At 43.6% G+C, this 24305-nt stretch carries 26 protein-coding genes; 1 reads left to right on the forward strand and 25 read right to left on the reverse strand.

Annotated elements, in window-relative coordinates; translation table 11 throughout:
• Window positions 1-8: 8 nt before the first annotated feature.
• The 13 genes from pepD to GSF08_RS00845 all read right to left on the reverse strand — a co-directional run bounded on the left by pepD (window position 9) and on the right by GSF08_RS00845 (window position 14268).
• Window positions 9-1442, reverse strand: a complete 1434-nt coding sequence (gene pepD, locus GSF08_RS00785) for a beta-Ala-His dipeptidase (protein ID WP_160623973.1) — start codon at window positions 1440-1442, stop codon at window positions 9-11.
• Between the two features lie 101 nt (window positions 1443-1543).
• Window positions 1544-1921 carry a GntR family transcriptional regulator gene (locus GSF08_RS00790; protein ID WP_160623974.1) on the reverse strand — a complete coding sequence of 126 codons (378 nt, stop codon included), beginning with the start codon at window positions 1919-1921 and terminating at the stop codon, window positions 1544-1546.
• 2 nt (window positions 1922-1923) lie between these two features.
• Window positions 1924-3300, reverse strand: coding sequence for a PH domain-containing protein (locus GSF08_RS00795; RefSeq protein ID WP_160623975.1), 1377 nt, complete (start codon window positions 3298-3300; stop codon window positions 1924-1926).
• A gap of 80 nt (window positions 3301-3380) precedes the next feature.
• Window positions 3381-5258, reverse strand: a complete 1878-nt coding sequence (locus tag GSF08_RS00800; protein WP_160623976.1) for a SpoIIE family protein phosphatase — start codon at window positions 5256-5258, stop codon at window positions 3381-3383.
• Between the two features lie 86 nt (window positions 5259-5344).
• The gene (locus tag GSF08_RS00805) at window positions 5345-5911 is read right to left on the reverse strand and encodes a hypothetical protein (RefSeq protein WP_160623977.1); all 567 of its coding nucleotides are present in this window, start codon (window positions 5909-5911) and stop codon (window positions 5345-5347) included.
• Between the two features lie 72 nt (window positions 5912-5983).
• Window positions 5984-7102 carry an MraY family glycosyltransferase gene (locus tag GSF08_RS00810; protein WP_160623978.1) on the reverse strand — a complete coding sequence of 373 codons (1119 nt, stop codon included), beginning with the start codon at window positions 7100-7102 and terminating at the stop codon, window positions 5984-5986.
• Window positions 7103-7120: 18 nt separating this feature from the next.
• Window positions 7121-8107 (reverse strand): rod shape-determining protein, encoded by a 987-nt coding sequence (mreB, locus tag GSF08_RS00815; protein ID WP_160623979.1) that lies wholly within the window; start codon window positions 8105-8107, stop codon window positions 7121-7123.
• 88 nt (window positions 8108-8195) lie between these two features.
• Window positions 8196-8852: a M23 family metallopeptidase gene (locus GSF08_RS00820; RefSeq protein ID WP_249805786.1), complete on the reverse strand. Its 657-nt coding sequence runs from the start codon at window positions 8850-8852 to the stop codon at window positions 8196-8198.
• A gap of 15 nt (window positions 8853-8867) precedes the next feature.
• Window positions 8868-9806 carry a stage II sporulation protein D gene (gene spoIID, locus GSF08_RS00825; RefSeq protein ID WP_430641190.1) on the reverse strand — a complete coding sequence of 313 codons (939 nt, stop codon included), beginning with the start codon at window positions 9804-9806 and terminating at the stop codon, window positions 8868-8870.
• A gap of 40 nt (window positions 9807-9846) precedes the next feature.
• Window positions 9847-11418, reverse strand: a complete 1572-nt coding sequence (locus tag GSF08_RS00830; protein ID WP_160623981.1) for a helix-turn-helix domain-containing protein — start codon at window positions 11416-11418, stop codon at window positions 9847-9849.
• Between the two features lie 41 nt (window positions 11419-11459).
• Window positions 11460-11663: a DUF1146 domain-containing protein gene (locus tag GSF08_RS00835; protein WP_160623982.1), complete on the reverse strand. Its 204-nt coding sequence runs from the start codon at window positions 11661-11663 to the stop codon at window positions 11460-11462.
• A gap of 302 nt (window positions 11664-11965) precedes the next feature.
• Entirely contained in the window at window positions 11966-13162 is a 1197-nt protein-coding gene (locus GSF08_RS00840; protein ID WP_160623983.1) for an O-antigen ligase family protein, read from the reverse strand.
• Between the two features lie 95 nt (window positions 13163-13257).
• Entirely contained in the window at window positions 13258-14268 is a 1011-nt protein-coding gene (locus GSF08_RS00845; protein ID WP_160623984.1) for a hypothetical protein, read from the reverse strand.
• Between the two features lie 204 nt (window positions 14269-14472).
• Here GSF08_RS00845 and GSF08_RS00850 point away from each other — a divergent pair, with 204 nt between their 5' ends.
• Window positions 14473-15345, forward strand: a complete 873-nt coding sequence (locus tag GSF08_RS00850) for a YitT family protein (protein WP_160623985.1) — start codon at window positions 14473-14475, stop codon at window positions 15343-15345.
• A gap of 12 nt (window positions 15346-15357) precedes the next feature.
• Here GSF08_RS00850 and GSF08_RS00855 read toward each other — a convergent pair whose 3' ends face one another.
• From GSF08_RS00855 to upp, 12 genes are all read right to left on the reverse strand, one after another.
• Window positions 15358-16641: an EAL domain-containing protein gene (locus tag GSF08_RS00855; RefSeq protein WP_160623986.1), complete on the reverse strand. Its 1284-nt coding sequence runs from the start codon at window positions 16639-16641 to the stop codon at window positions 15358-15360.
• A gap of 168 nt (window positions 16642-16809) precedes the next feature.
• Window positions 16810-17199 carry an ATP synthase F1 subunit epsilon gene (atpC, locus tag GSF08_RS00860; RefSeq protein WP_160623987.1) on the reverse strand — a complete coding sequence of 130 codons (390 nt, stop codon included), beginning with the start codon at window positions 17197-17199 and terminating at the stop codon, window positions 16810-16812.
• A 1-nt stretch (window position 17200) separates the two neighbouring features.
• Window positions 17201-18598 (reverse strand): F0F1 ATP synthase subunit beta, encoded by a 1398-nt coding sequence (atpD, locus tag GSF08_RS00865; protein WP_160623988.1) that lies wholly within the window; start codon window positions 18596-18598, stop codon window positions 17201-17203.
• Between the two features lie 14 nt (window positions 18599-18612).
• Window positions 18613-19455, reverse strand: a complete 843-nt coding sequence (gene atpG / locus GSF08_RS00870; RefSeq protein WP_160623989.1) for an ATP synthase F1 subunit gamma — start codon at window positions 19453-19455, stop codon at window positions 18613-18615.
• Between the two features lie 3 nt (window positions 19456-19458).
• Entirely contained in the window at window positions 19459-20976 is a 1518-nt protein-coding gene (gene atpA, locus GSF08_RS00875; protein ID WP_160623990.1) for a F0F1 ATP synthase subunit alpha, read from the reverse strand.
• A gap of 14 nt (window positions 20977-20990) precedes the next feature.
• Entirely contained in the window at window positions 20991-21533 is a 543-nt protein-coding gene (atpH, locus tag GSF08_RS00880; RefSeq protein WP_160623991.1) for an ATP synthase F1 subunit delta, read from the reverse strand.
• On the reverse strand, window positions 21518-22039 hold the full coding sequence (gene atpF, locus GSF08_RS00885) for a F0F1 ATP synthase subunit B (RefSeq protein ID WP_160623992.1): 522 nt from the start codon (window positions 22037-22039) through the stop codon (window positions 21518-21520). Before atpF ends, atpH begins: the two co-directional genes overlap by 16 nt.
• Before the next feature lie 37 nt (window positions 22040-22076).
• Window positions 22077-22319, reverse strand: a complete 243-nt coding sequence (atpE, locus tag GSF08_RS00890; RefSeq protein WP_160623993.1) for an ATP synthase F0 subunit C — start codon at window positions 22317-22319, stop codon at window positions 22077-22079.
• Between the two features lie 28 nt (window positions 22320-22347).
• Complete coding sequence (gene atpB / locus GSF08_RS00895; RefSeq protein ID WP_430641166.1) at window positions 22348-23058, reverse strand: F0F1 ATP synthase subunit A; 711 nt, start codon at window positions 23056-23058, stop codon at window positions 22348-22350.
• A 3-nt stretch (window positions 23059-23061) separates the two neighbouring features.
• Window positions 23062-23433, reverse strand: coding sequence for an ATP synthase subunit I (locus tag GSF08_RS00900; RefSeq protein WP_160623994.1), 372 nt, complete (start codon window positions 23431-23433; stop codon window positions 23062-23064).
• Window positions 23430-23618, reverse strand: coding sequence for an AtpZ/AtpI family protein (locus GSF08_RS00905; RefSeq protein WP_160623995.1), 189 nt, complete (start codon window positions 23616-23618; stop codon window positions 23430-23432). The genes GSF08_RS00900 and GSF08_RS00905 overlap by 4 nt, the downstream gene beginning before the upstream one ends.
• Window positions 23618-24238: a uracil phosphoribosyltransferase gene (upp, locus tag GSF08_RS00910; protein WP_160623996.1), complete on the reverse strand. Its 621-nt coding sequence runs from the start codon at window positions 24236-24238 to the stop codon at window positions 23618-23620. The genes GSF08_RS00905 and upp overlap by 1 nt, the downstream gene beginning before the upstream one ends.
• Window positions 24239-24305: the final 67 nt, after the last annotated feature.

Raw genomic sequence — 24305 nt, forward strand, 5'->3', positions numbered from 1 at the left:
CAACCCGTTTACAGTCTTGACAGGAACTTACACAGGAATGTATAGGTACGGTCGAATGACTCCATGTTTAATTTTTCATCCGGTGTATGCACATCATACAGATTCGGACCCATGGTCACGATATCCAGATCATGCATTTTTTCTTTGAAGATGCCGCATTCTAAACCGCCGTGGATTGCTTCCAGAATCAAATCTTTGCCGTGTACTTCTCTGTATACTTCATTCATTGTATCACGCAGTGGGCTTACATCCATGTAATCCCAGCAAGGATACCAGTTATCATCTTTGCAGGTAAAGCCAAGCAGCGAGCCTAAGGTTTTCAATTCATCAGTCATATCCTGAACGTAGGAATCCAGTGCTCCACGGATTGAAATAGCCAGGTCAAAACCCGCTTTCCCAGTTGTCACAACCCCGATATTTTCAGATGCTACCGTTAATCCATCCAGGTGATCGCTTTTGTGACGAAGTCCGGTCGGCATCAGATACATGAGATCAACGATCGCATCACTCGTTTTCTGATCCATCGCTTCCGCTGCTTTATCCACCGCTTTTATTTCGACACACAGCCCACTGTCTGTGTATTCCAATTCCTTTTTTATTTCGTCGATCACACGCTGTGCCGTTTCTTTTACTTTAGCCTCACCAGCTGTGGCAGCGAAAACCGCTTTTGCTTCACGAGGAATCGCATTGACCTTCAAACCGCCGCTGATTTCACAAAGTGTAATTGTTCCATCTTTCGCAAGATTATGCAGAATGCGAGCCGCAATTTTGTTTGCATTGCCTTTTTCCTTATGAATTTCACCGCCGGAGTGTCCGCCGCTCAGGCCGCTGACCTTCAGCTCATAGCAGTCTGTGTCATTCTTTGTCCAGTTGACAGCACGGTGAAACAACACGTCGATTCCACCCGCACTTGCCGTATTGGATACATCTTCTTCCTCACCGTCAATATTGATCAGGCGGCGGGCATCCAACAATTTTGGATCAACCGTAAAGGCACCGATCATGGTCGCCTCTTCACCGGTCGTGAACAGCGCATTCAAACGCGGATGTTCTAATGATTCATCTGCTAATACCGCCATAATATAGGCAACACCGGCTCCGTCATCACCACCCAGCGTTGTGCCGCGTGCTTTCAAATAACCATCTTCAATATAAATATCCAGAGGATCCTTATCAAAGTCATGATCACTGTCACCGTTTTTCTCATTCACCATGTCAATGTGTGCCTGCAGCATAACCGAAGGGTGGTCTTCATATCCCTTACTTGCCTCTTTATAGACAATGACATTGTTTGCTTCATCCTGAACAACTTCCAAATTCAATTCTTTCGCAAAATTCACCAGGAAATCACTGATTGCTTTTTCATTTCCCGATCCGTGCGGGATCTTTGTCAATTCTTCAAAATATTTCTGATAGGGTTTATTCTGATCTAAAACGCTCATGTAAATACCTCCTGTATACGACCATTGTCCCACAACAAATGAGAGTTGTAAAGGCATACATTACAAATTTTATTTCTTGCATACAACCTTCAGAGAGAGGCTCATCGCTTTGCTGTTTTGGTATAAAAAGACTGACACATTTTTAGAAAATCAGCTTCGCTCATCCCCTTGGCATTAGCTTCAGCAGCCAGCAGCTCCAGCTCACTCTCAAGCTTTTCTCGATACAGCATCGAACAGGAACCCTGCTGTTTCACTTTAGCGCCATGCCGGCGGTCAATTTCGATAAAGCCCTCCTGCTTCAAAACCGCATATGTCTTGTTGACGGTCATCGCATTCACATGCAGGTCGTTGGCCAAAGCGCGCACGGTCGGCAGCGATTCGCCGTCTTTGAGGGTGCCGGAACCGATGGCCCGAACAATTTCATTTCGCAGCTGGACATAGATCGGTATGTCGCTGCTGTAATCCAGATGAATCAACATATTTACTCACGCTCCCTACATAACTGATCCAACGCTTGATACAGCTTACTTGTTTCACCAGTATCATCATCATTAAATATAATGATACCGTCTGAAGTATAGGCGATAATAAATTGTTTATGACGGGACGCAATATACATTTTCACACGTCCAAACGCATCGGTTTCATAATTGCCGGTGGCATAGATACCTGTATCAGTCCCGCCAACTCTTGTCATGTTACCCAATTTTTGACGAAGTTCAACTTTTTGAATGGACGCCAGCGGTATTTCCTTTCCGTAGAATGGGCTGTCGATCTTGACCTTTTCACCGGTGATCGACACATCGACCAGCTTATGCTGATAATCCAATACGGCAGGATAAGCAAAAATACCGATCATAAGGCAGGAAAGTCCCAGCACCACCGCACTGTAAAAGATCTTAACCGATGGTCTGCCGCTGTTCAGCGTCATACTGGAGTCAGAACCATTGTCTTTGAATACTTCCGGATCATTCGGATTGTTGTAGCAGGGACCTGCTATCCATCCGTATTTCCAGTAGTCATCCTCGTCATCATATCGGATTGGATTTTTAATCGTCCGAATAATTTCCTGTCGGCTGCAATGATAGTGATAAAAAATCCATAAGGAAGATAACACCGTAACAACTGCGAAAAACAGCAATACAAAAACAAGCCAAATCGGACCGTCTGCAGTTAAAACAGAAATTAAGGTGAACATCAAGGCGTCCCCACAAGCCAGCATTAACAGGACTAGACTAAATGTGCGCCGGCGATTTCGATTCAATCGAATATTCAAAACGGAATCCTCACAATAGGTGTGATTAGGGAGGCGCCGTATCGTCACATATAAGCATGCCGGAATCACGGCAATGAGAAGAAGATAGCCATTGATGATGAAAGAACGCTTGGGACTCATCAGATAAGCACTTAAAGCGATAAGAAAAGGAATGACATACCAGATCGGACGTACGATGCTTTCCTTCATATGTGCCGCTATCGTAATATCAATTAGCTTTTGACTCCCGTTTACGATCGGCCATGAACGCTCTTTTTTGAGTTCTTTCATGAGACGATTCGCTTTACGAAGCGGAAGCTCATAAAGCATGAGCATCACAAATATCAGCAAGGAGTACAGCAGAAGCCACATATTCGGCAGGATAAGACGTGTCAAAGCCAGACCGGTGTTGATCCATAGAACAATTCGAAACTCTTTTCGAAACTGCTGATTAATTTCCTGTACCTGCGTATCTCGAGATTCCCATTCCGGAATGGATACCAGAAACATCTTGCCGCTGCGGTACTCCCCACTCTTACGCATAGACAAGTAAATACACAAATTAATAAACAAACAGACAATCGTAAACAGAAAATTCATCATACATACACCTCTTTGTATTATTGATTATAATACAAATAATACATATGTCAATAAAAAGTACTGTTCTCACAGTACTTGAATTAATTTTTCGATTTTGTGACTTGTGCTAGGAGTATGGTTGAATCATCTTCACGGATCTGTTTTTTCAATATATCCATGAAGCAATTAATTTGTTCCTTGGCAGAACCCTTTTCACGATTCTTCATCCAGCTCATGATCTCATCCATATAAACACCGTCTGAAGCCATCAGGAAAACATCCTCCTCCTGCAGTTCTACAATGAAGTAATCCGGCTCGCTTGAGGCAATAATGCCTACCGGCAGTGCACTGCTTGAAATTTCATGTAGGTCTCCCGCACGGATCAGATAGGTCGGACATGCTGCTGCTTTTGAAATATATGCTGCACCCCGCATCCGGTCAAATGTAATCACATCAAGCGTCGCATATGTGTCACTTTGAAGCAGCCGATTAATACAGCAAATTGCCCGATCCTGAGCAATTCCGCTGGACATCATCCGCTGAAAAATATCAGTAATCAGATGAGATGCCTGTGCTGCTTTTGATCCGTGCCCCATCCCATCACTGATCATACAGACCACATTCTGACGATACCGATATATGGAAAAGCAATCACCGCTTTTATCACTGATGTTTTTTAAACTGTCAGCATAAGCATCAATATAATACGGAACGGCACTATCCAGTACAATGTGATGGCAGGCCTTATGGAATTTACGGGTTTGATCATCAGCAATGACCAAGCGGCTTTTTACAAGAACCTCCAAAAGCGGAATCAGCGTAGTCTTAATCTCATCGCGCTTGATATTTCGTATTGTGACTTCAATATGAATATTCCCGTTTTCCATTTCCTCAAACAACAGATCCTCTACCTCATATTGATATCCTTCCAGCGCATCCAAAATTTTCAGCCGCCGATCATCATAATCTGTGTTCACCCGCATTTCGGCAGCCGTATATGAAAGAGCCTGTGACATATTTTGAAGCATTTCTCCCTGAATATCACTGGTTTCCATATAGAAATTAGACAGGGCATCAAAGATAGCAGAAAAATTATGTAATTTTAAATTCATATCTCGAAGCGCCAAATTCTGTGAAATAGAAATCGGCTCACGATCCTCGGCTAAAAAAGGTAACAGCCGCTCTTTATAAAGTAGAGTTAGGATCATCATGATGATGAAAACGGAAATTGCCGAGCTATTTGTCGCCAAAAACAGAGCAGCTATCGTAATAAAGATGAGCTGGAATAGCTTTCTCCCCTGATAGATACTCAAGCAAGCCAGCAGAACCAGCCAGGGACCACCTATCGGAAATGGTGTCATCAAAAATTGAAACAGCAGAATCAGACATACTTCTTCCCGATTCGAGCTGAGCGCTGCCAAGGTCAGGATCACGATTCCCGTACCAAATTGATAACCCTCTGGGATCCATGGCATGATCAAGAGAAACAGCGCATACAGCAATAGCGGATATACCGCCTTGCTGATTGAGCAAGTCTTTTTTGTCCAATGATAACCGGTCTGCACAAGATAGGTATATAACGCGGTGAAGCCCAGAATAATCACACCTTCTCGCAATGTTACCGGCAATGCCAACAGATAAGGGATGCACAGCATCGTGCATAATCCGGTCAGCGCCTGATAAATATTACGCTCCATAAACTTGATAATCTGTATGCAAAGACAAAATGCCGAAAACAATACGGCAAACATATACGCATTCACAACATTTACAGCCGTCCCCGCAATGAGGATTCCTGCCATCGCATAAATCCATCCCCGCGCATTCTTCATAAAAGCGTAAGTCAAATATGGAAATACAAAACAGATCGTCCACGGATCAGGCACTAATCCAATCAGCAGCGCCGGTACTAGGAAAGCAGCTTCATGCTTCGCTGCGATACTGTTTTGAATGGATTCTTTTTTCAAGAGGTGTTCCATCAATATCTCTCCTTTACTGTAATTTGTATTGTAAAGAAGATTTTTTACAAATTCTGTCGAATCATGTATGGCTTCTTTGTATATGATCATTCCAGAAAATGCAGGAGCCGTGTTTTGATTCTCAAAAAGAGTTCACTATTTACATCAATATGTGCTTTCACTTCAATAATTCTCGCTGTATTAATGAATTTGGCATCATTCATAAATAATACACTCTCCTTCACCAGTCCAGGAATTAACCCAATCTGCATCAAATGCTTTTTCCCGCATCCCGTTTCCTCCTGATAAGCCTGCGCATAGGTAGCTGCATTGCTCGACATGGGTATGACGAAGGCTTTGCCATGGAAAATCTTTAAAATCACGCCGAAATGCTGAAAACCGGCTTCATTGATAAAGGCATCCCCAAAATCCAAAAAGCACACATCACCCTCTGCAATATGAATGCCCCTTTCCATACAGGAATAGCACTGTGACCAATCTCGAAAGTTCTGTTCGCTGATCATTTTGGCTACTCCCTCGCGAAGCGGCAGCGCTTCATATTCCGCACTTCGTTCTTCAATATAATCCCTGCGCAGCTTCGGCCAAGCGCTAACTTCTTTCATCTGATACGTTGATGGATGCTTCAGCAGCGCCTGCAGTTTTTTTACTTCCATCCTTGTATACCTCCCCCCCTTTTCTATACGAACAAATGTAAAATAACCTAAAAAAAGAATGATGATTTCTCATCACTCTTTTGGATTTATCTCATTCACCTTAAATTCTCTGGTTTTATCAATGTCTTTATTTTCATCCTTGGGCTGAAGCATCAGCTTTAAACGATTTAATACCGATAGGATCGGATGATAGTTCGGTGAAATCATTCCTGATGTTTCGATAAAAATTTCTACAATCACCGCAATTACAAACAGACAGGAAAGTCCCGCCGCCTTATTAATGATGTAGATATAGGCAGTCACACCAAACATTGCGGTTACTGCATATAAAATCAAAACAGTATTGCGATGACCGAACCGCTGCATCAGCTTATGATGCAGATGATTCTTATCTGCTTCGGAAAATTTTTTCCCGCTTAACATTCGCCTCAATATCGCCGATATTGTATCGACGATCGGCACCGCTAACAGCAGGATCGGCAGTCCTAGGGTAATCAGTGTCGAGCTTTTGAAGCCCATCAGTGAAATTGCGGAAATCATAAAACCGAGAAACAACGCTCCGCAGTCACCCATAAAGACGGAAGCAGGATGCGTATTGAAAATCAGGAAACCAAGCGTAGCGCCTGCCAGAATCAGCGACATCATCGTAATTTCATCACGGCTCTCGATCGCGGACAGTGAAGCAATCACTACCAGAATAATCACACCTAAGCCTGATGCGAGACCATCAAGCCCGTCAATGAGATTTACCGCATTGGTGATTCCGACAACCCAGAAAAACGTTACAACCGTCGTGACGATTCCCATATTGATCGTTATGCAAAACGGCAGACGAATAACATCCAGATAGACATTGCCATACCACATCAAGACGATCGCCGCTACCACTTGAAAGCTCAGCTTATAAATCGGTTTCAGATTGTCCATATCATCGATCAGTCCTCCGATAAACATGATCGTTCCCCCGATCAGGATACCGTTTAATGACGTATCTACCTTCATGTACATAGCCATAGATATAATGAAAGCGATGTATATGGCTACACCGCCCACTCTTGCCATAGGTTTTTTATGTATCGTCCGCTCATTCATCTCAGCATAGATATTCAGTTTACAGCCGATTATGTTCAGGACTGGCGTCGCAAGAACCGAAATGATAAAAGGCACGACCAAATATTGAAGCCAATCCATATAATCACCTCTTATTCATCATTTTGCCAAGTGCAGATTCTCCAGCATAATTCCAGTACCTTCCGCTACACAGCGAAGTGCATTCTCCGCTACATACACCGGTACATGCAATTCATTGCGCATCAGTTCATCAATGCCGTGAAGCAGCGCTCCGCCGCCGGTCAATACAATACCGCGTACAACGATATCGCTGGACAGCTCCGGCGGAGTCTGTTCCAAAACCGTTTTCGCTGCACGGACGATGTTCTGTAAATTTTCACGAATACTGGCTTCGATTTCTTCACTGGTCAAGTTAATCGTATGCGGCAGCCCCGTAACCAGATCACGTCCGCTGACTTCCATGACGTCATGGCGGGAACCCTTCCACGCCGTTCCAACTTTTTTCTTTACTTCTTCAGCCGTACGATCACCAACCAACAATTTCTTTTCTTCTTTTAGATATTTGATAATATCACGGTCAAGTGTATCACCGGCAACCTTCAATGAAGTGCTGGATACAATTTCACCGAGTGAAAGAACCGCAACATCGGTTGTACCGCCGCCGATATCCAAAACCATGCATCCGCTTGGCTTGCTGATATCGAGACCGGCACCGATTGCGGCCACTTTCGGCTCTTCCTCGATAAACACCTTTTTCGCTCCGGCACGATATGCCGCATCGCGAATCGCGTTACGCTCAACACTGGTGATATTGGAAGGACAACAGATTAAGATAGAAGGACGTTTGAACATACCTTTGATGTTCAGCTTTTTCAGGAAGAATTCAAGCATGATCTCCGTAACTTCAAAATCCGCAATTACGCCATCTTTTAATGGACGGATCGCAATGACGCGGCCCGGAGTTCTACCCAGCATTTCCTTTGCTTCAGAGCCGGCTGCCAAACATTTCTTGGTATCCGCATCAATCGCAACTACCGAAGGTTCATCTATAACGACACCTTCTCCTTTAACATATATCAATAAGTTCGCTGTTCCTAAGTCGATCCCAACTTCTTTAGAAAACATAAAAAAATCCTCCATCATACGAGTATATACATTATATCATAATTTTTTAAAGGATAAAATAGTAAATAAAATAGTACCCGCATGGGTACTATTTTATTTCACTGGCCTTTTGATTATAGATACTTTCCGGATCGATAATCTTACCATTTTTCACAACCGCAATATGGACATGATTGCCCAGATCCTTGTTGTATATATTGGTGGAAGCCTGGGAAATTACATCACCCTGCTTAATCACATCACCTTTTTTCAGTTTGGTATCAGACAGGGACTGATAGGTGATGGTTACATCACCAGTCTTAATCACGACGGTCTTGCCGAACAGCGCATCATCGCGTACATCACTCACCGAGCCGCCGTATATTGCGATGACATCAAAGCTCTGGTTGTCCATCGCATAGTCAATTCCCTGATTGGGACGATACACACCTTCAAATTCAGAGATGCTTTCCACATCACCAGCTTTGCCGTCATAATAATCCAACACGATCTTGCCTTCACCATTGTAAGGCCGAATCGCTTTCTCACTGGTCGGCGGCAGTGTGATAACCGGAATCTTCGCTTCTGCGAACACGGATTGATCCTCCGGTTTATTCTGATTCTGCATATAGCTGTATGACAGAATGCCGACACTGAGCACCAGCACTGCACTGAATCCCAGTAACACATATCGTCTTGCTTTTTTATTGCCCTTTTTCGTATAGGAATACACATTATCACCTCTAGTGATGATTATGCCCTGCATACAGGCTCCTTATACCTATCTTTTTTCCAATTTTACCCCAGTGTAATAATGAAGCAAAATCTCTTTGTATCCCTTTCCGGCTTTCGCCATCCCTTCCGCACCATACTGACTCATACCGATGCCATGTCCAAAACCAGCTACCTGAAAAGAAATATCGCTCCCGCTCATCGTAACCGTAAACTTATTGGAACGAAGATTCAGTTTCTCGCGAAGCTCTCGGCCGCTGAAAGTGATAGAATCGATCATAATTGATTTCACATATCCGGAATCATAACGCTGAATATCAGTAATGGACTGAATGGGATTCAAAAATCCCAGCTTTTGCGCTATCTGTGATGCAGTAAACTCCTGAACCTGGATCAGCTCATCATTCACTTGTGCATCCCAAGGGGAATCCACCGATACCAGATAGGGTGTACTTTTCTCCCAATACTCTCCGGCGTTATTCGTTTTCCCATCACAGCTTGAAAAAAAGGCGGCAGTTATATAGTCTCCGTCATATGTAAGTACTTCACCCTCGGTCGCTTTCACCGCGGCTTTGATCTTCGCAAGATTGGTTTCATAGCTGTCACCCCACTGTGCTTTCAGCTCATCGTCGCTCTTATACACCTGTGAGCTGGTTGTATCATCCACCATCAGATTGCGCTGCAGAGCGAATGTACGAGCTGCGACGCTCTGCGCTTTCAAAGCTTCGCTCTCAAAGCGTACCGGCATTTCCGATGCCACTACACCACGCACATAGTCCTCAAGATCAATCGTAAGCATCGTACCGTCGCTGCGCTCAACCGCTACTGTATGCTTATTTGCGAGAACTTCCTTCTTCGCATCTGTTTTTTTTGGCGGTGATGCCTTCTCATGCACCGATTTCCCCGACAAATCAAGCCACATCAAAAAGGCCGTCACCGTCATCATCAGAACTGTCAGCAGCTTGATTCCATTCCGCAAAAAAATCACCTTCATACAGTAAAGATATGAGGGTGATTTCAGTTATATGTCATCGGGCATGCAGTTTCTTGCGAAACTCGCTCGGTGAAATTCCATAAAATTTCTTAAAGACTTTATTGAAATAAAACTGATCATCCATACCGACCAATGAAGAAGCTTCTTTGATCATCATATGCGGCTCGCTCAACAGCTCCAATGCTTTTTTCATTTTCAGCTCATTGATAAAATAAATAAGATTCTTACCGGTTTCATTTTTAAACATTCGACTTAAATAACTTTCATTCATTTCAAAATGATCTGCGATCATTTTCAGAGTCAGCTTATTCTTATAGTTTGTATTGATATAATCAATGATATCACTGATATCCTGGCGATACTTGATACTGCCCTTATCCTTCAACCACAACTCAATTTGGACAAAGCTGTCCCAAACCATTTCACTGAGCGATGCAATGCCCTCACATTCACGAATATCCCGCTTACGTTCATCGTAGCTGCTGGCATTGCGCGAGCCTTTCATAATTTCATTACCCTCAACATTGTTGAGAATGAAAATAAAGTACTCCTTTACCGCATCAGGGCGGATGTAATGCTTCCGCATATATTCCAACGTCTGCCGCAGCAGGCGCAGTACAGCGATGAAATCCCGCTCACTCATTTTATTCATGATATCCAAATGATAGTCAATCGCATTCATGTCCAAGTCTTGAAAAGGATGCATATCTGCGGATTCAATCAATACCCGGTCTCCCACGTAAAAGCGCATTTCATGCAGCTCCAACAGTTTTTCATACAGGGTAAACAGCTCCATCCTGGATTCACTGACCGAGGATAGTGAAATAGAAACATTCAGATGCATCGCAGCTTCTACTTGTTTCATAATGTCACTGCATATCGATACAGCTTGATGGCGGTTCTCACTGTCAAGAATCAGCAATCCTGAATGATTAGATAGAAAAACCGAACGGTATCGGATCGAAGGCGGTATCATCTGTTTGATACATTCAAAAAGACGCTGTTTCAGTAACGCATGATCCTTGATCTGGTTTCGATACATCAAATTGATATTGTCGATACGAAAATAGGCCAGCTGATACGGAATATTCAAGCTGCCATAGCGGGATCTGCTTAATACCGCATTAAATTGTTCACTCGTCACATCATGATGATTTTTGCGCAGGATCAAATACTGGCGCAGCTTATCCATGATCGCTTCTTCCTGAATCCGTAAATTCTCATAGCTGGACAAATAAGCTTTCTTATATTCTTCCATCGCTTCCAGCAGCAGCGGCGGTGTGAGCGATCCGCGAAGCAAAAAATCATACGCTCCAGCCTTCATTACGGAACGTACCAGATCAAAATCCGAATGATCACTTATTGCCAAGATTAAAATATGCGGATACTCACGCTTTATCATACGGATAAAAGCAACTTCATCCGCACCGGTATGATAGAGACAGCAAAACATCATATCATACATTTTGCGCTGTACCTCTCGCAGTGCTTCTTCCCTCGTAAAAACACTGGATGAAATCTGACAGTTCACATCTGACCAGCGGATCATCTCTTTTAGTCCATCACAAAAATCCTTTTCTTGATCGACAATCAGAATATCAAACATAGCTTCTCCCCTCCATGGATGATGCAATGATAATCAAAATCCTACATGGCTTTCCACATCACAAAGCTCATTAGAAACTGCGCAACCACATAGGCTAGTCCCATGGACAATAGAAGCAGCAGTGTCTGCACTTTTGCGGGCTTTCTTACGTCGGTAAATCGTTCAAAGCGAACAGAACTCAAGGCATAAAAGCTGGCGACAAACGACAGCAGATAAACCGCAATAGAAAGAATATTATATAACATAAGAAAATCCTCCATCTATATCTATTATAATCGCGTATGCTTCAAAGTGCAAAATATTTCATATTATGAACGAAATATTACATATGTCTTAGCTTTCACCGCAGTTTTTACCGATGGAAATGTATGATGTCAGCCATAGGATACCAAAACAAAAATAGCAGTTTATGAAATTTTTAATGTTAACCTTTCTTAAGCTCTTGCTTTTTATATTGAATCATCTTAGCTGAAACCATGTTCAACGTTAGTATTCTCAATTCGTCTTAACTAGAAATATCAAAAAAGAAGGTATCCGAGATACCTTCCTATTTTTGTTCGCGATATGATGTAGCGTAGATGGATGCCCCATGAAAAATCATAAAGAAACAAAGCGCAGTCTGTACCCAAAAAATGGTATAGTCAAGCATGCCGTGAATAAATGTAACAGTGATCATACCTAAAATCAGCGCGAATAATCCCATGTCATATTTCTTACGGTACAGCTGCCATATTTCTTTAAAGCTGCTCGCAAGATAGATCAACGCCATCAATGTTCCGATAATACCGAAGCTCATAAGCGGATCGAGAATGATATTGTGAGCATGCTGTGTCTTATGACCCTTGTAAAGCTTATACGTAAAGAAGTACGTCAGAGCTCCCTGACCCAAAAGCGGATGCAGTTTAATTCCCTTGACCGCAGCGCGCCATATTTTAAAGCGTACGCCAACATTGCGTTTTAAATAAGCAATACGCGGAATATACTGCGGCTTCCAAGCAAAGAAACCGATTACCCCAACGACACCGATACCTACTAAGCCCAGCATTATCTTATTTTTATGCAGAATCAAAATCAGTGCAACTCCGGCGATCAATGCAGGCCATGCCGTACGGCAGCCGCTGATATATAAGATAAAGGCATTGACAAATATCGCTGCCAAATAGAAAATTTGCTGTTTTTTTACTTTGATCTGATAAATTTTATATACACACATCAAAATTACAAATTCTATCATCATTGCATAGTAATTAGAATTGAAAAATCCTACGTGTACCCGATATTCACGCTTTGCCGCTATCGGCAGGGTAAAGATATTCCATTTTAACTGTACTACAATGTAATAAGTATATTCAAACACTGCATAAACAGCACACAGAAGTGACATGACGATAAAGATATCCATCAACACTTCCAGCAGCGGTTTGGTAACTACGGTCCGATAATAAAGCACAAACAACAGCAGCAGCAGAATGCCGATACCTAGCACTGCCCCTAACCAGTTCCCATATACAAGCGCTACGATCGTTATCAGCACACTGAACCCTAACAACACATAAGCCTTGGGCACATGCTTCACCGCATACATCAGGCGGCCCTTCATTGCTGCCTTGGCTACGGCCCACAAAATAACCGGAACGGTTATAAAATAGGGAAGGAATAGACTGACACCAACAATAAAAACAGTTTTTTCATCACTTGAACACTGTTTGGGAAAGCTTTTGATCGACTGCAATATTTCTGTCATAGTATTCTCCTTAAAATCTCACATATTATAACATTCTCAAGTAAAAACTTCAATTCTTCCAAGAAATAGAAAAGCATACTCGAAGGTATGCTTAATTAACTATTTTGATACTGAGAAATCTGATTCTGATAATTGGTTATATTATCCTGACACTCCCGCGCTTTGCGGTTCAACTCATCAATAGAAGCTTGGGTTGGTGGATTTGGATTATTGTTCTTGAATTTTGCCAAATTCTCCTGTGCATTCGCTAATTCCGTTCGCATTGCTTCAGTTACGTTTTCTTCTCCTCCGGCATCATCAATCGCTTTCTGAGCCTCAGCTACTTTATTTTGCAAAGTGTTCAAGGAGGTATTATACGCATTCAGTTCTTCCTGCTTGGTGTTCACCTGACTGATATAATCATTGTATTTGGTACGCTCCTGCTCAATCAAGCCCTGCAGCGTTTTTATTTCGGCTGAATGATCATCCTTCGGTGTTTCCTTCTCTTCTTCTTTATCCTCTGTTTTCTTCGTAGTTTTCTTCTTGGTTTTCTTTTTCGTCACATCGGTGATTTTATCATCATCTGCTTTTTTATCTTTGAAGAATGAGTTATACACCAAAACACCACCGGCAATCAAAGCGATGACGGAAGCAACCACAATCGTGATAATAACCGTCTTATTCAGCTTTTCATCCTTCTTCTTGCCTTTTTTCGGCTTCTTATCTTTTTTCTGCTTTGGTTTTTTATCTTTATTGCGATGCAGTTCAAAACGCGGATCATCATCCTCCGCATCTTCATCCAATTGTGAGAAATCTAAGTTCTGGGTTTGACCGCCTGATTCCTCCTTTGGCTTAACTCCGCTTACCGGCATGATCGTTAAGGTTTTATCTTCCAGCTGATCTCGTGACATCACCTTGGTGCGGTCACAGCGATTGATCAGTGCGGTATCTTCAAATTGATCAGATACCGGCTCATATTGGTTTGCTTTTGTATTATATTCGTCTTGTACTTCTTCCGATTCCCGAAGCTGTTCTGCTGCTTCATCCTGTTCATATTCTTTGATCATTTTCATTAATTCTAACTCATCCGACGACAGTTCGTCTTTGCGGTTTTTGTTGTCAAACATAGTAAAAACCTCCTATCCGTACTTCAAATCCATATAATATCATAAGAAAGAAGAATTGCAAGTTCTGGGGAATTTTCACACATCATCACATGTTTTTATCTTTTTCTTATAAAATTATATCATACCAGTATCATATATGAAAATATTTGATTGACAAACCCCCTCGTTTGGAGAAAAATGAAAGTGGTAAAACGGAGGGTTTTTATGTTTAATAATTTGAGCGGCCTTAAACGGTATCTGGTCATTGCTGCAGGCTCCATCATTTTTTGCGCCGGTCTGAATCTATTTATTGTGCCGGTTGATCTTTATAACGGAGGCGTAGTCGGAGTCGCTCAGATCCTGCGTACCATCATGGTACAAACCTTGCATCTGCCGATTCCCTCCAACGTTGATGTTTCAGGCATCATAAATTTTCTAATTAATGTGCCGCTGCTTTATCTGGCTTACCGGCAGCTTGGACGAAAGTTTTTCTGCCGTACGATCTTCAGCGTTATTGTGATGACGATTTTCATGTCCGTTATCCTGATTCCGGAAAAACCGATCATGGCTGACCGCTTATCTGCCTGTTTGATTGGCGGCATGATCACAGGAGTCGGAGTTGGATTGATTCTGCGCGCAGGAGCCTCCGGCGGCGGTATCGACATTTTGGGTGTTTATTTAACCCTAAAACGAAAAGATTTTAGCATAGGAAAAATGAATCTTATCTTCAATGCCATGGTTTATGTTGTGTGTGCTGTTCTATTTGATTTGAATACCGCGCTTTATTCCGTTATGGTCTCAGGTGTCTTCTCCCTGGTCGTTGATCGCATCCATTATCAAAACATCAATATGAGCGTTATGATTTTTACAAAAGAGACTAATCTGCATGAAAAGATTTTATTTGAGCTCCACCGCGGTGTTACTTATTGGGACGGGGTAGGCGCATACACCGGAGAATATACACATATCCTGGTAACCATTATTTCAAAATATGAAATCAATCATCTAAAACGGGCTGTTCTTGATGTTGATCCAAATGCATTTATCATACTGAATGAAGGACTTCAGGTATTAGGAAATTATGAAAAGCGATTATAAAAAAGCCGGCGATCACCGGTTTTTTTCTTCGTCCAGTAAAGACAGCAGCTCTTGAATCGGCAGCGGGCGATAGAAATAGAAGCCTTGTATAATGTCGCACCCCGCTTCTTTCAGAAAATCTACATATTCTTCTGTTTCCACACCTTCGGCAATCACTTCCAAATGAAGCTGTTTAGCCAGTTTAATCACCGTTTTGATGATATTGCCGGTTTTCTCAGTCAGCGGATCAGCAAAGAATTGGCGATCCATTTTCAGAATATCCAGTTGGGAATTGATCAGGACGCCAAATGAAGAATACCCGTTTCCAAAATCATCGAGCAGACAGGTAAATCCCTCTTTCTTAAAATCATCAATAACATTAACAAGCTGCTGAGAATCATTCAGAGAAATGCTTTCCATAAGCTCAAACTGTATGTATTTTCGGGGAATCTGATAACGATTGTAAACTTCCATATAATCTGACATCATCTTTGTATCATAGAAAAATGACTGTGAAATGTTAAAGCTGATGGGTACTATCGGCAATCCCTTTTTTAAACGTTCAGCTATTAGATCACAGCAAACCTCAAAAGTCTGAATATCCAGCATACGGATATAATTGTTTTGGTTGAGGATCGGCAGAAAGGAACTCAACGGCACCATATTACCAGCCTCATCAAACCAGCGTATCAATGCTTCAGCGCCGATTACTTTATGATCATGCAGGCACACTTTGGGCTGCAGATACACTACAAATTCTTTGTTTTGATATGCCCTTGAAACTCTTTCTTCCATTAAATAGGGATTCATAAATGCATCATAGAATTCCTGCTTAAATATTTCCGAACAAAATGAACGGTTACGAATAGTCGGTGCGCTTAATCGTCCTACATTCGCATATGCCTGAGCCTGATAATAATCTACGGTATCATCGTTTATATCATAAACACCAAAGGATAAATAAATATTTTTATATAGATAGGGATTATCTATTTCAAAGATCACATCAACAAATGGTGCAAAAAACAACTCTTCGAACTTTGTTGAATCCATATTCAACAGCATCGTAAAATTATCCGCATAACTGCGTGTCACGTAACCCTTATCACCGATAAAATCAGCCAAACAATGCAATACATCTGCCAGCATCTGATCGCTTTTTTCTTTTCCATGCAGGGTGTACAGATTACGGAATTGCTTGATATTCGCGCAGACCAATGAACAGGGTCCAACCCCGCTTTTTACTATTTCATCATATTTCTGTCTCAGCCATGCTTCCGTTTTAATCGTACCTTCAGACCGTTCCGATTGATTCATACGTTCTCCTTTTATTACATGAATATCATCTTGTCGAATATATGCTGCGAAAGATAAAATTCTCATTTTATGTAATAATAGCTTCTGAACATATTATATTATAAAATAGCTGCTTAATCAATTTTAGGTTTGATGATTGAAAAAAACAACAGTCATGATAACTGTTGTTTATTGTCCTACACGGATTCGATTTATCGCTTTTTCTAAAGCGATCTGCGCCCGTTCCATATTGGTTTCAGAATCAATTTTCGCTAGCCTCGCTTCGGCCCGTTTCCGTGCTTCTTCTGCTCGCTTCAAATCGATTTCGCTTTTTCCTTCAATGGCATCACACAGGATTCGGCATGCATTGTCCTGAAATTGAAGAATTCCTCCGGAAACGGCATAGTCCTGATATTCACCTTTGATCTTCAGCTGCAGCCGGCTGGTCGCAAGCATCGCCACAATCGGCATATGATTGGGAAGCAGTGTGCGTTCGCCATCCACGGTTCTTACGTGAACCGCTTCTGCTTCAGTTTCAAGATATAATCCTACGGGCGTGATAATCTTTACCTGGATCATACTATTCACCTAAAGTTTTCGCTTTTTCTACAACTTCTTCAATTGTACCGGCGAACATAAATGCCTGCTCCGGCAGATCATCGTATTTGCCATCCAGCAATTCCTTGAAGCTTCGCACTGTTTCTTCCATTGGTACATAGCGTCCCTGCATACCGGTAAATTGTTCCGCCACGTTAAATGGCTGCGACAGGAAATTGCGGACACGACGGGCACGGTTTACAACTACCTTGTCCTCTTCACTTAATTCGTCCATTCCGAGAATGGCAATAATGTCCTGCAATTCTTTGTAACGCTGAAGCAGGCTTTGAACACCGCGTGCAACCTCGTAGTGATCGTCACCTACTACCTGCGGATCCAGTACTCGAGAATTGGATTCCAGCGGATCAACTGCCGGATAAATACCGAGTGCCGCAATGCCTCGATCCAGTACGGTTTTCGCATCCAGATGAGAGAACGCGGTTGCCGGAGCCGGATCGGTCAAGTCATCCGCAGGTACATAGATTGCCTGCACGGACGTGATAGAACCGTTCTTGGTCGATGTGATACGTTCCTGAAGCTGTCCCATTTCTGTGGCCAGCGTCGGCTGATAACCGACGGCTGAAGGCATGCGGCCCAGCAGTGCGGACACTTCTGAACCAGCCTGGGTGAAGCGGAAGATATTATCGATGAACAGCAATACATCCTGATGATCGCTGTCACGGAAATGCTCCGCCATCGTGAGTCCGGATAAGCCAACCCGCATGCGGGCTCCCGGAGACTCATTCATCTGACCGTATACCAACACCGTCTTATCTAAAACGCCGCTGTCTTTCATTTCATGATACATGTCGTTTCCTTCACGGGTGCGTTCTCCAACACCGGTAACAACAGACATGCCCCCGTGTTCCTTGGCGATATTGTGAATCAATTCCTGGATCAGAACAGTTTTGCCGACACCGGCACCCCCAAATAATCCAATCTTACCGCCCTTGGCATATGGGCACAGCAAGTCAATGACCTTGATTCCGGTTTCCAGAATCTCTGTTCCGGTCTGCTGTTCATCAAAAGCCGGTGCGTCGCGATGGATCGGCATCCGCTTTACACAGCTATCCAGCGGCGGTAATTCATCAATCTCATCCCCGAGCACGTTGAACATGCGGCCCAAAACTTCTTTGCCTACCGGTACCTGAATCGGTGCGCCGGTATCAATCGCTTCCATTCCACGAACTAATCCATCCGTGGAACCCATGGCAATACAGCGAATGTGATCATCACCGACATGCTGAGCAACCTCCACAACAAGTTTTTTGCCGTCCGCCAACGGAATATCAATAGCATTCAACAGGGAAGGCAGTTCATTTTCAAACAATACGTCAACAACAGGTCCGATGACCTGTACTACTTTTCCTATATTTGACAAAGCTTTCACTCCTTTCACTCGAGTGCGTTGGCGCCGCCGACAATTTCCGTTATTTCCTGGGTAATCGCTGCCTGGCGCGCCTGGTTATACTGCAATTCCAATGTCGTACGCAGCTCATCCGCATTATCGGTAGCCGTCTCCATAGCGGTACGGCGGCTTGCCTGCTCACTCGTTTTGGTTTCCAGATAATAGCTGAATAAGAGTGAACGAACATACATTGGTACTAAGGTGTCCAATATCTTATCCCCTTCCGGTTCAAAGATGGTATCTCTGGTAATTTGCTGTTCATCAGCTTCTGCTTCAATCGGCAGCAAAGTAACCAGCTGCGGTTCAAACGTAACGGCATTTTTAAAATGCGTGTATAAGATACGAATCGATGCAATTTCCTGCCTGCAGAACATCGCAAGCGCCTCATCCGCAAGCGATGCAATCATTCCATAATCATTGTCATCCATTCCCGAGACGGTTTTGATGACGCGGAAAGAACGATGATGAATCCATCCCTCACCGCGGCTTCCCACCATGATAATCGGATCATCTTCACCAATTTCTTCCTGAATCATACGATATACATTGGCATTGTATCCGCCGCATAATCCCATATCACTGGTAAAGACAATCGTTAACGGCTTACCCTCAGCATTCGCTTTCAAAAACGGATGCTTGGAAAATTTGATCGTCGGCAGAATTTCACTTACAGTTTCCTTAAAGTAATACGCATATTCACGGTTTTTCTCCATGTGCTCTTTCTGCCGTTTCAGCTTACTGGCAGCAACTAACTGCATCGCTTTGGTGATCTTACTGGTCGATTCAACCGAACGGATTCGTGTTTTGATAGCCAGTTTATTGACAGCCATGGTTTATCCTTCCAGCTGCGCAAATTCAACAGCGAACGCATCCAGCGCTTTTCTGATTTCCGAATCCAGGCTTTCATCGATTTTCTGTTTTTCTTCCAGCTGCTTCATAATTTCCTGATGGTTCCGTTCGATATAAGCATGCATTTCCTGTTCATATTTAGAAATTTTAGCCACCGGAATAGATTTTAGATATTTATTCTTCGCTGCAAATAAGGATAATACCTGCTGCGGCATGGTCAGCGGATCATATTGCTTCTGAACCAAAAGCTGAGTCAGTCGCTCTCCATGATCCAATGTGGCTTTGGTCGCCGCGTCCAGATCGCTTCCGAATTTTGCGAATGCCTGCATTTCCCGATACTGAGCCAGTTCCAGCTTTAATGAACCGGATACCTGTTTCATCGCTTTGGTCTGTGCCGCAGAACCTACGCGTGATACCGAAAGTCCGGAATCAACGGCTGGACGAACACCGCTGTTAAACAGCTCAGTCTGCAAGAATATCTGTCCGTCTGTAATTGAAATAACATTGGTTGGAATATAGGCAGAAATATCACCTGCCTGCGTTTCGATGATCGGCAGCGCAGTCAAGGAACCGGCTCCGTATTCATCGCTCATTTTCGCCGCCCGCTCCAGCAGTCTGGAATGCAGATAGAAAACATCGCCCGGATATGCTTCACGTCCCGGCGGACGTTTCAACAGTAATGACATGGTTCGATAAGCGACCGCATGTTTACTTAAATCATCGTAAACAATCAGAACATCCTCACCGTTTTCCATCCATTCCTCTCCGATAGCACAGCCCGCATAAGGAGCGATGTATTGAAGCGGTGCCGGCTCACTGGCCGTACTGGAAACGATGGTAGTATAGCTCAATGCATCGTGGGTACGCAGCTTTTCGACAATCTGCGCAACCGTAGACGCCTTCTGTCCGATTGCAACATAAATGCATTTGATTCCGGAGTCCTTTTGATTGATGATCGTATCGATCGCAATCGCAGTCTTTCCGGTTTGACGATCGCCGATGATCAATTCACGCTGACCACGGCCAATCGGTATCATAGAGTCAATGATTTTGAGTCCGGTCTGCACCGGCTGATGTACTGATTTACGCGTCATGACCCCTGGCGCTACACGCTCAATCGGACGGCGTTTATTCGTTGTAAACGGCACTCCGCCATCAATCGGCTGACCCAGAGCATTGACGACACGTCCTAAAAGCTCATCACCGACCGGAACCTCTACGATCCGTCCGGTGCGCTTAACCTCGTCACCCTCTTTGATTCCCGAATCTTCGCCCATGAGCACCGCTCCGACATGATCCTCTTCCAGGTTCAGCACCATTCCGTATACATCATGCGGAAACAATAAAAGCTCACCGGCCATTGCGTTTTCCAAACCATGCACCAACGCGATGCCGTCTCCGATCGTGATTACCGTACCGGTTTCTCCAACCTCCAGCTTTTCATCATAGTGCTTGATCTGCTCTTTAATAATTTTACTGATCTCTTCAGGTCTTAAACTCACAGCTTTCACCTCACTTACAGGACTGCGCTGTCAACCGTATTGCGCATCCGATACAGACGTGTCTTTGCGGTATTATCCAGCACTTCATCCTTGATTTTAATCCGGAGCCCAGCCAGCAGACTTTCATCTACGCGGATCACCAGTTCAATTTTCTTCTTTGTTTTCGTTTCCAGCATTTTGATCAGATCAGCACGTTCCTGCTCATCAAGCGCATGCGCTGTGGATACATGTGCCACAACGATACCAAATGCTTCATTGTACTGCGCGATAAATGCCTTGACAATATCAAAGATACCGCCAAATCGGTTCTTATCGATCAGCAGCTTCAGGAAATACAATATATGAAGCGTTACCTCATTTTCAAAAACCGTAGTGAGGATCGCTTTCTTGTCATCCTTCGTTACTTTGGGATGTGCCAGCACCGTCATCATTTCCGGATTGGCCTTCAGCGTATCGGCAACCTTCAAAAGATCCTGCTTATAGCTGTCCCAGTTTTTTTCTTCCGATGCGAGTTCAAACAGCGCATCGCTGTATCCGCCGGCTACTCGCTTGTCCATGATGCTTCACCAGCGTTATCAATGAAGTCCTTGACATAATCCTTATGCTTGGCTTCATCCAGTTCTTTTCCGACGATCTTCTCAGCAGCCAGAAAAGCAACTTCCGTAATCTGATCTTTGATTTCTTCCTTTGCCTGCAGTTTTTCCCGTTCGATATCCTGCAATGCCTTTTCTTTGATTTTATCGGCTTCCGCCTTTGCCTGTTTTAAAGCAGCCTGTTTTTCATCCTTGGCATGTACTTTTGCCTTATCGATGATTTCCAGCGCTTCTCCTTTCGCACCAGCCAGCTGGGTTTCATATTCCACTCGCATGGCTTCTCCAGCGGCCTTTTCATCCGCCGCGGCTTTTAGATCACCGGCTATGGCGTCTTCCCGACGTTTCAGATAATCAAGAACCTTACTCCAGAAGAATTTATATGCGATCAGCACGATTAGAAATGTCGAAATCAGTACCATAAGCATATCTGTCACATTTAAGCGCAGATAATTATCGATTGTAATTCCCATAGCTGATCACCTCCTAATTAACAGCATTCGGCTTTGATTAACCTTTCATGAAAATCAGAATCAGGGCGATGATCAGAGCGTAAATACCCGTGGTTTCGGCAAGTGCGATACCCAGTACCATGATGGAACGGATCTTACCGGCCGCATCCGGATTTCTTCCCACGGATTCCGCACCCTTACTTGCGGCAATACCCTGTCCAATACCAGGACCTAAACCAGCGATCATTGCGATACCAGCACCCAACAGTGCCATACCCTGTACAAAAGAATCGTTAAACATAACATTTTCCTCCTTGTGTTAATTACGATTACGCTTCTTCCTCAGATGCTTTAGCTTCACTTAAGAAGAAGCTTGCAAGAGTAAAGAAGATATAGGTCTGAATCAGACCAGAAAATATATCAAAATAGAAATGCAGGAACGGCGTTACGACATATCCTAAGATCGTAAACGGCCATACCGACTGTAAAAGGCTGTAAAACAAGCCCATGATGATCGTTCCGGCAAGCAGGTTGCCGAACAGACGTAACGATAGGGAAATCGGCAGTGCACAATCACCAATGATATTCAGCGGAGCCAAGAATGGGAATGGATCCAGCCATTGTTTCAAACGATTTACAAGACCGTTTTCCTTTACATTGGTGAACTGAATCAGCAGAAACATCATCAATGCCAGCGTAACGTTGACACTTAAATTTGATGTTGGTGGCTGAAGTCCCAAGAGCCCCAAAAGGTTGCTGACGGCCATCATCATGATCAAAGTTCCAAAGAACGGGATATAATGACGAGTCGATTCTTTCAGGTTGTCACCGATGATCGACTTGCATAGGCCAACAATCATTTCTGCGATCAGCAAGATCCCTTTGGGCGCCTTGCGTTCATCAGCAGTCTCAAATTTTTTGCCGACGATGATGAAGAACAGGCACAGTACCAGACCGATCATCAGCCAGTTAATAATGGATGTGTGCAGCTGTATATCCATACCGCCGATATGAATCAGCAGTCCGTCAAAGTTTTCCACTATCTAACCTCCTTCCTTATACCTTGCGGTATCAATCAGAATTGCAAGTTTGTTGCAGAGATAACCGGCCAGCAGCGCAATCGGATGAATGCCCCGCCATACGGCCAAAGCGAAAATTACGGTATACATGAGATAACGGCGCATATAGCGAGTATATGCGAAGCGCGAGGCATCCTGAAGCTCGCCGCTTACCTTCTCACTCATACGGATGATACTATTGAAGCCTAATATTCCGGCACAGCCGCCGATAACGACACCGGCACTGACGGTAACGCCGGATTTTCCAAAGATTAGTATGGAACAAAGGGCAGCGATTATCACCAGAATCACATTCAGCCGACGGATTCTTTGATATTCCTGCTGTTCTTCATTCATGACTCATCACCCGTATCTTTCAATAATTGATAAAAGCTTCCGCCGATCGCATATGCTAACAGCGCCAGCATAATGATCGGGGTTGTATGTAACACTTCATCCAGCCAATGTCCGATGAACACCGCCAGTATGGATGAGATCGCCATCATCCCGATGAAACGCATTGCCCGGTGATAATCATGCATTACTTCGTTCCGAAAATACGGTCTCCGGCATCACCAAGGCCAGGTATAATGTAGCCTTTTTCATTCAGCTTTTCGTCAAGCGCTGCCAAGTAGATATCAATTTCCGGATGCTGCTTTTCAACAGCCGCCACACCTTCCGGGGCACCGACCAAGCACACCAGTCGGATATCCTTGGCTCCCTGACGCTTTACCATATCAATGGCAGCATTGGCGCTTCCTCCGGTTGCCAGCATAGGATCGACAATGATCACGGTAGCCTCCGGCATCTGTTTTGGATACTTCTCAAAATACGGATGCGGCTCCAGCGTTTCCTCATCGCGGTACAAACCGATATGAGCGACCTTTACCGTCGGAACCAAATTGCAGATTCCACTGACCATGCCAAGTCCGGCACGCAGAATCGGAACCAAAATAACTTCTTTTTTCAGTTCAAATGTTTCACAGGTCGCAACCGGGGTTTCTATCGTAACCGGCTGCACTGGAAGATTGCGGGTAATTTCATATACCATCAAACCACCGATCTCATCCAGATTCTGACGAAAATCTTTCGTTCCTGTTTCTTTTTTACGCATCTGCGTCAGCTTATGCGTAATTAATGGATGCTTTAAAACATGCAGCATGACTTCATCTCCTTCTGTACTTATTTACATACTGCTTTCATTATAACAAACCAGTTTTTAAAATACA

This window comes from Copranaerobaculum intestinale (assembly GCF_009831105.1).
GTDB classification, from domain to species: Bacteria; Bacillota_I; Bacilli_A; order Erysipelotrichales; family Erysipelotrichaceae; genus Copranaerobaculum; species Copranaerobaculum intestinale.

Excerpts from the sequence above, each read along its gene's own strand:
- GSF08_RS00795 (WP_160623975.1), bottom strand. The coding sequence starts at position 3,300 with ATGATGAATTTTCTGTTTACGATTGTCTGTTTGTTTATTAATTTGTGT.
- atpH (WP_160623991.1), bottom strand. The coding sequence starts at position 21,533 with ATGGACAAGCGAGTAGCCGGCGGATACAGCGATGCGCTGTTTGAACTC.
- atpC (WP_160623987.1), bottom strand. The coding sequence starts at position 17,199 with ATGATCCAGGTAAAGATTATCACGCCCGTAGGATTATATCTTGAAACT.
- atpE (WP_160623993.1), bottom strand. The coding sequence starts at position 22,319 with ATGTTTAACGATTCTTTTGTACAGGGTATGGCACTGTTGGGTGCTGGT.
- GSF08_RS00835 (WP_160623982.1), bottom strand. The coding sequence starts at position 11,663 with ATGTTATATAATATTCTTTCTATTGCGGTTTATCTGCTGTCGTTTGTC.
- mreB (WP_160623979.1), bottom strand. The coding sequence starts at position 8,107 with ATGTTTTCTAAAGAAGTTGGGATCGACTTAGGAACAGCGAACTTATTG.
- GSF08_RS00800 (WP_160623976.1), bottom strand. The coding sequence starts at position 5,258 with ATGGAACACCTCTTGAAAAAAGAATCCATTCAAAACAGTATCGCAGCG.
- atpF (WP_160623992.1), bottom strand. The coding sequence starts at position 22,039 with ATGGGAATTACAATCGATAATTATCTGCGCTTAAATGTGACAGATATG.
- atpG (WP_160623989.1), bottom strand. The coding sequence starts at position 19,455 with ATGGCTGTCAATAAACTGGCTATCAAAACACGAATCCGTTCGGTTGAA.
- GSF08_RS00810 (WP_160623978.1), bottom strand. The coding sequence starts at position 7,102 with ATGGATTGGCTTCAATATTTGGTCGTGCCTTTTATCATTTCGGTTCTT.
- upp (WP_160623996.1), bottom strand. The coding sequence starts at position 24,238 with ATGCTGCATGTTTTAAAGCATCCATTAATTACGCATAAGCTGACGCAG.
- GSF08_RS00905 (WP_160623995.1), bottom strand. The coding sequence starts at position 23,618 with ATGCATGATTATCACCGGGCAATGCGTTTCATCGGGATGATGGCGATC.
- GSF08_RS00805 (WP_160623977.1), bottom strand. The coding sequence starts at position 5,911 with ATGGAAGTAAAAAAACTGCAGGCGCTGCTGAAGCATCCATCAACGTAT.
- GSF08_RS00845 (WP_160623984.1), bottom strand. The coding sequence starts at position 14,268 with ATGTTTGACAACAAAAACCGCAAAGACGAACTGTCGTCGGATGAGTTA.
- pepD (WP_160623973.1), bottom strand. The coding sequence starts at position 1,442 with ATGAGCGTTTTAGATCAGAATAAACCCTATCAGAAATATTTTGAAGAA.
- GSF08_RS00790 (WP_160623974.1), bottom strand. The coding sequence starts at position 1,921 with ATGTTGATTCATCTGGATTACAGCAGCGACATACCGATCTATGTCCAG.
- GSF08_RS00855 (WP_160623986.1), bottom strand. The coding sequence starts at position 16,641 with ATGAATCAATCGGAACGGTCTGAAGGTACGATTAAAACGGAAGCATGG.
- GSF08_RS00830 (WP_160623981.1), bottom strand. The coding sequence starts at position 11,418 with ATGTTTGATATTCTGATTGTCGATCAAGAAAAGGATTTTTGTGATGGA.
- GSF08_RS00820 (WP_249805786.1), bottom strand. The coding sequence starts at position 8,852 with ATGCAGGGCATAATCATCACTAGAGGTGATAATGTGTATTCCTATACG.
- GSF08_RS00840 (WP_160623983.1), bottom strand. The coding sequence starts at position 13,162 with ATGACAGAAATATTGCAGTCGATCAAAAGCTTTCCCAAACAGTGTTCA.
- GSF08_RS00900 (WP_160623994.1), bottom strand. The coding sequence starts at position 23,433 with ATGAATGAAGAACAGCAGGAATATCAAAGAATCCGTCGGCTGAATGTG.
- GSF08_RS00850 (WP_160623985.1), top strand. The coding sequence starts at position 14,473 with ATGTTTAATAATTTGAGCGGCCTTAAACGGTATCTGGTCATTGCTGCA.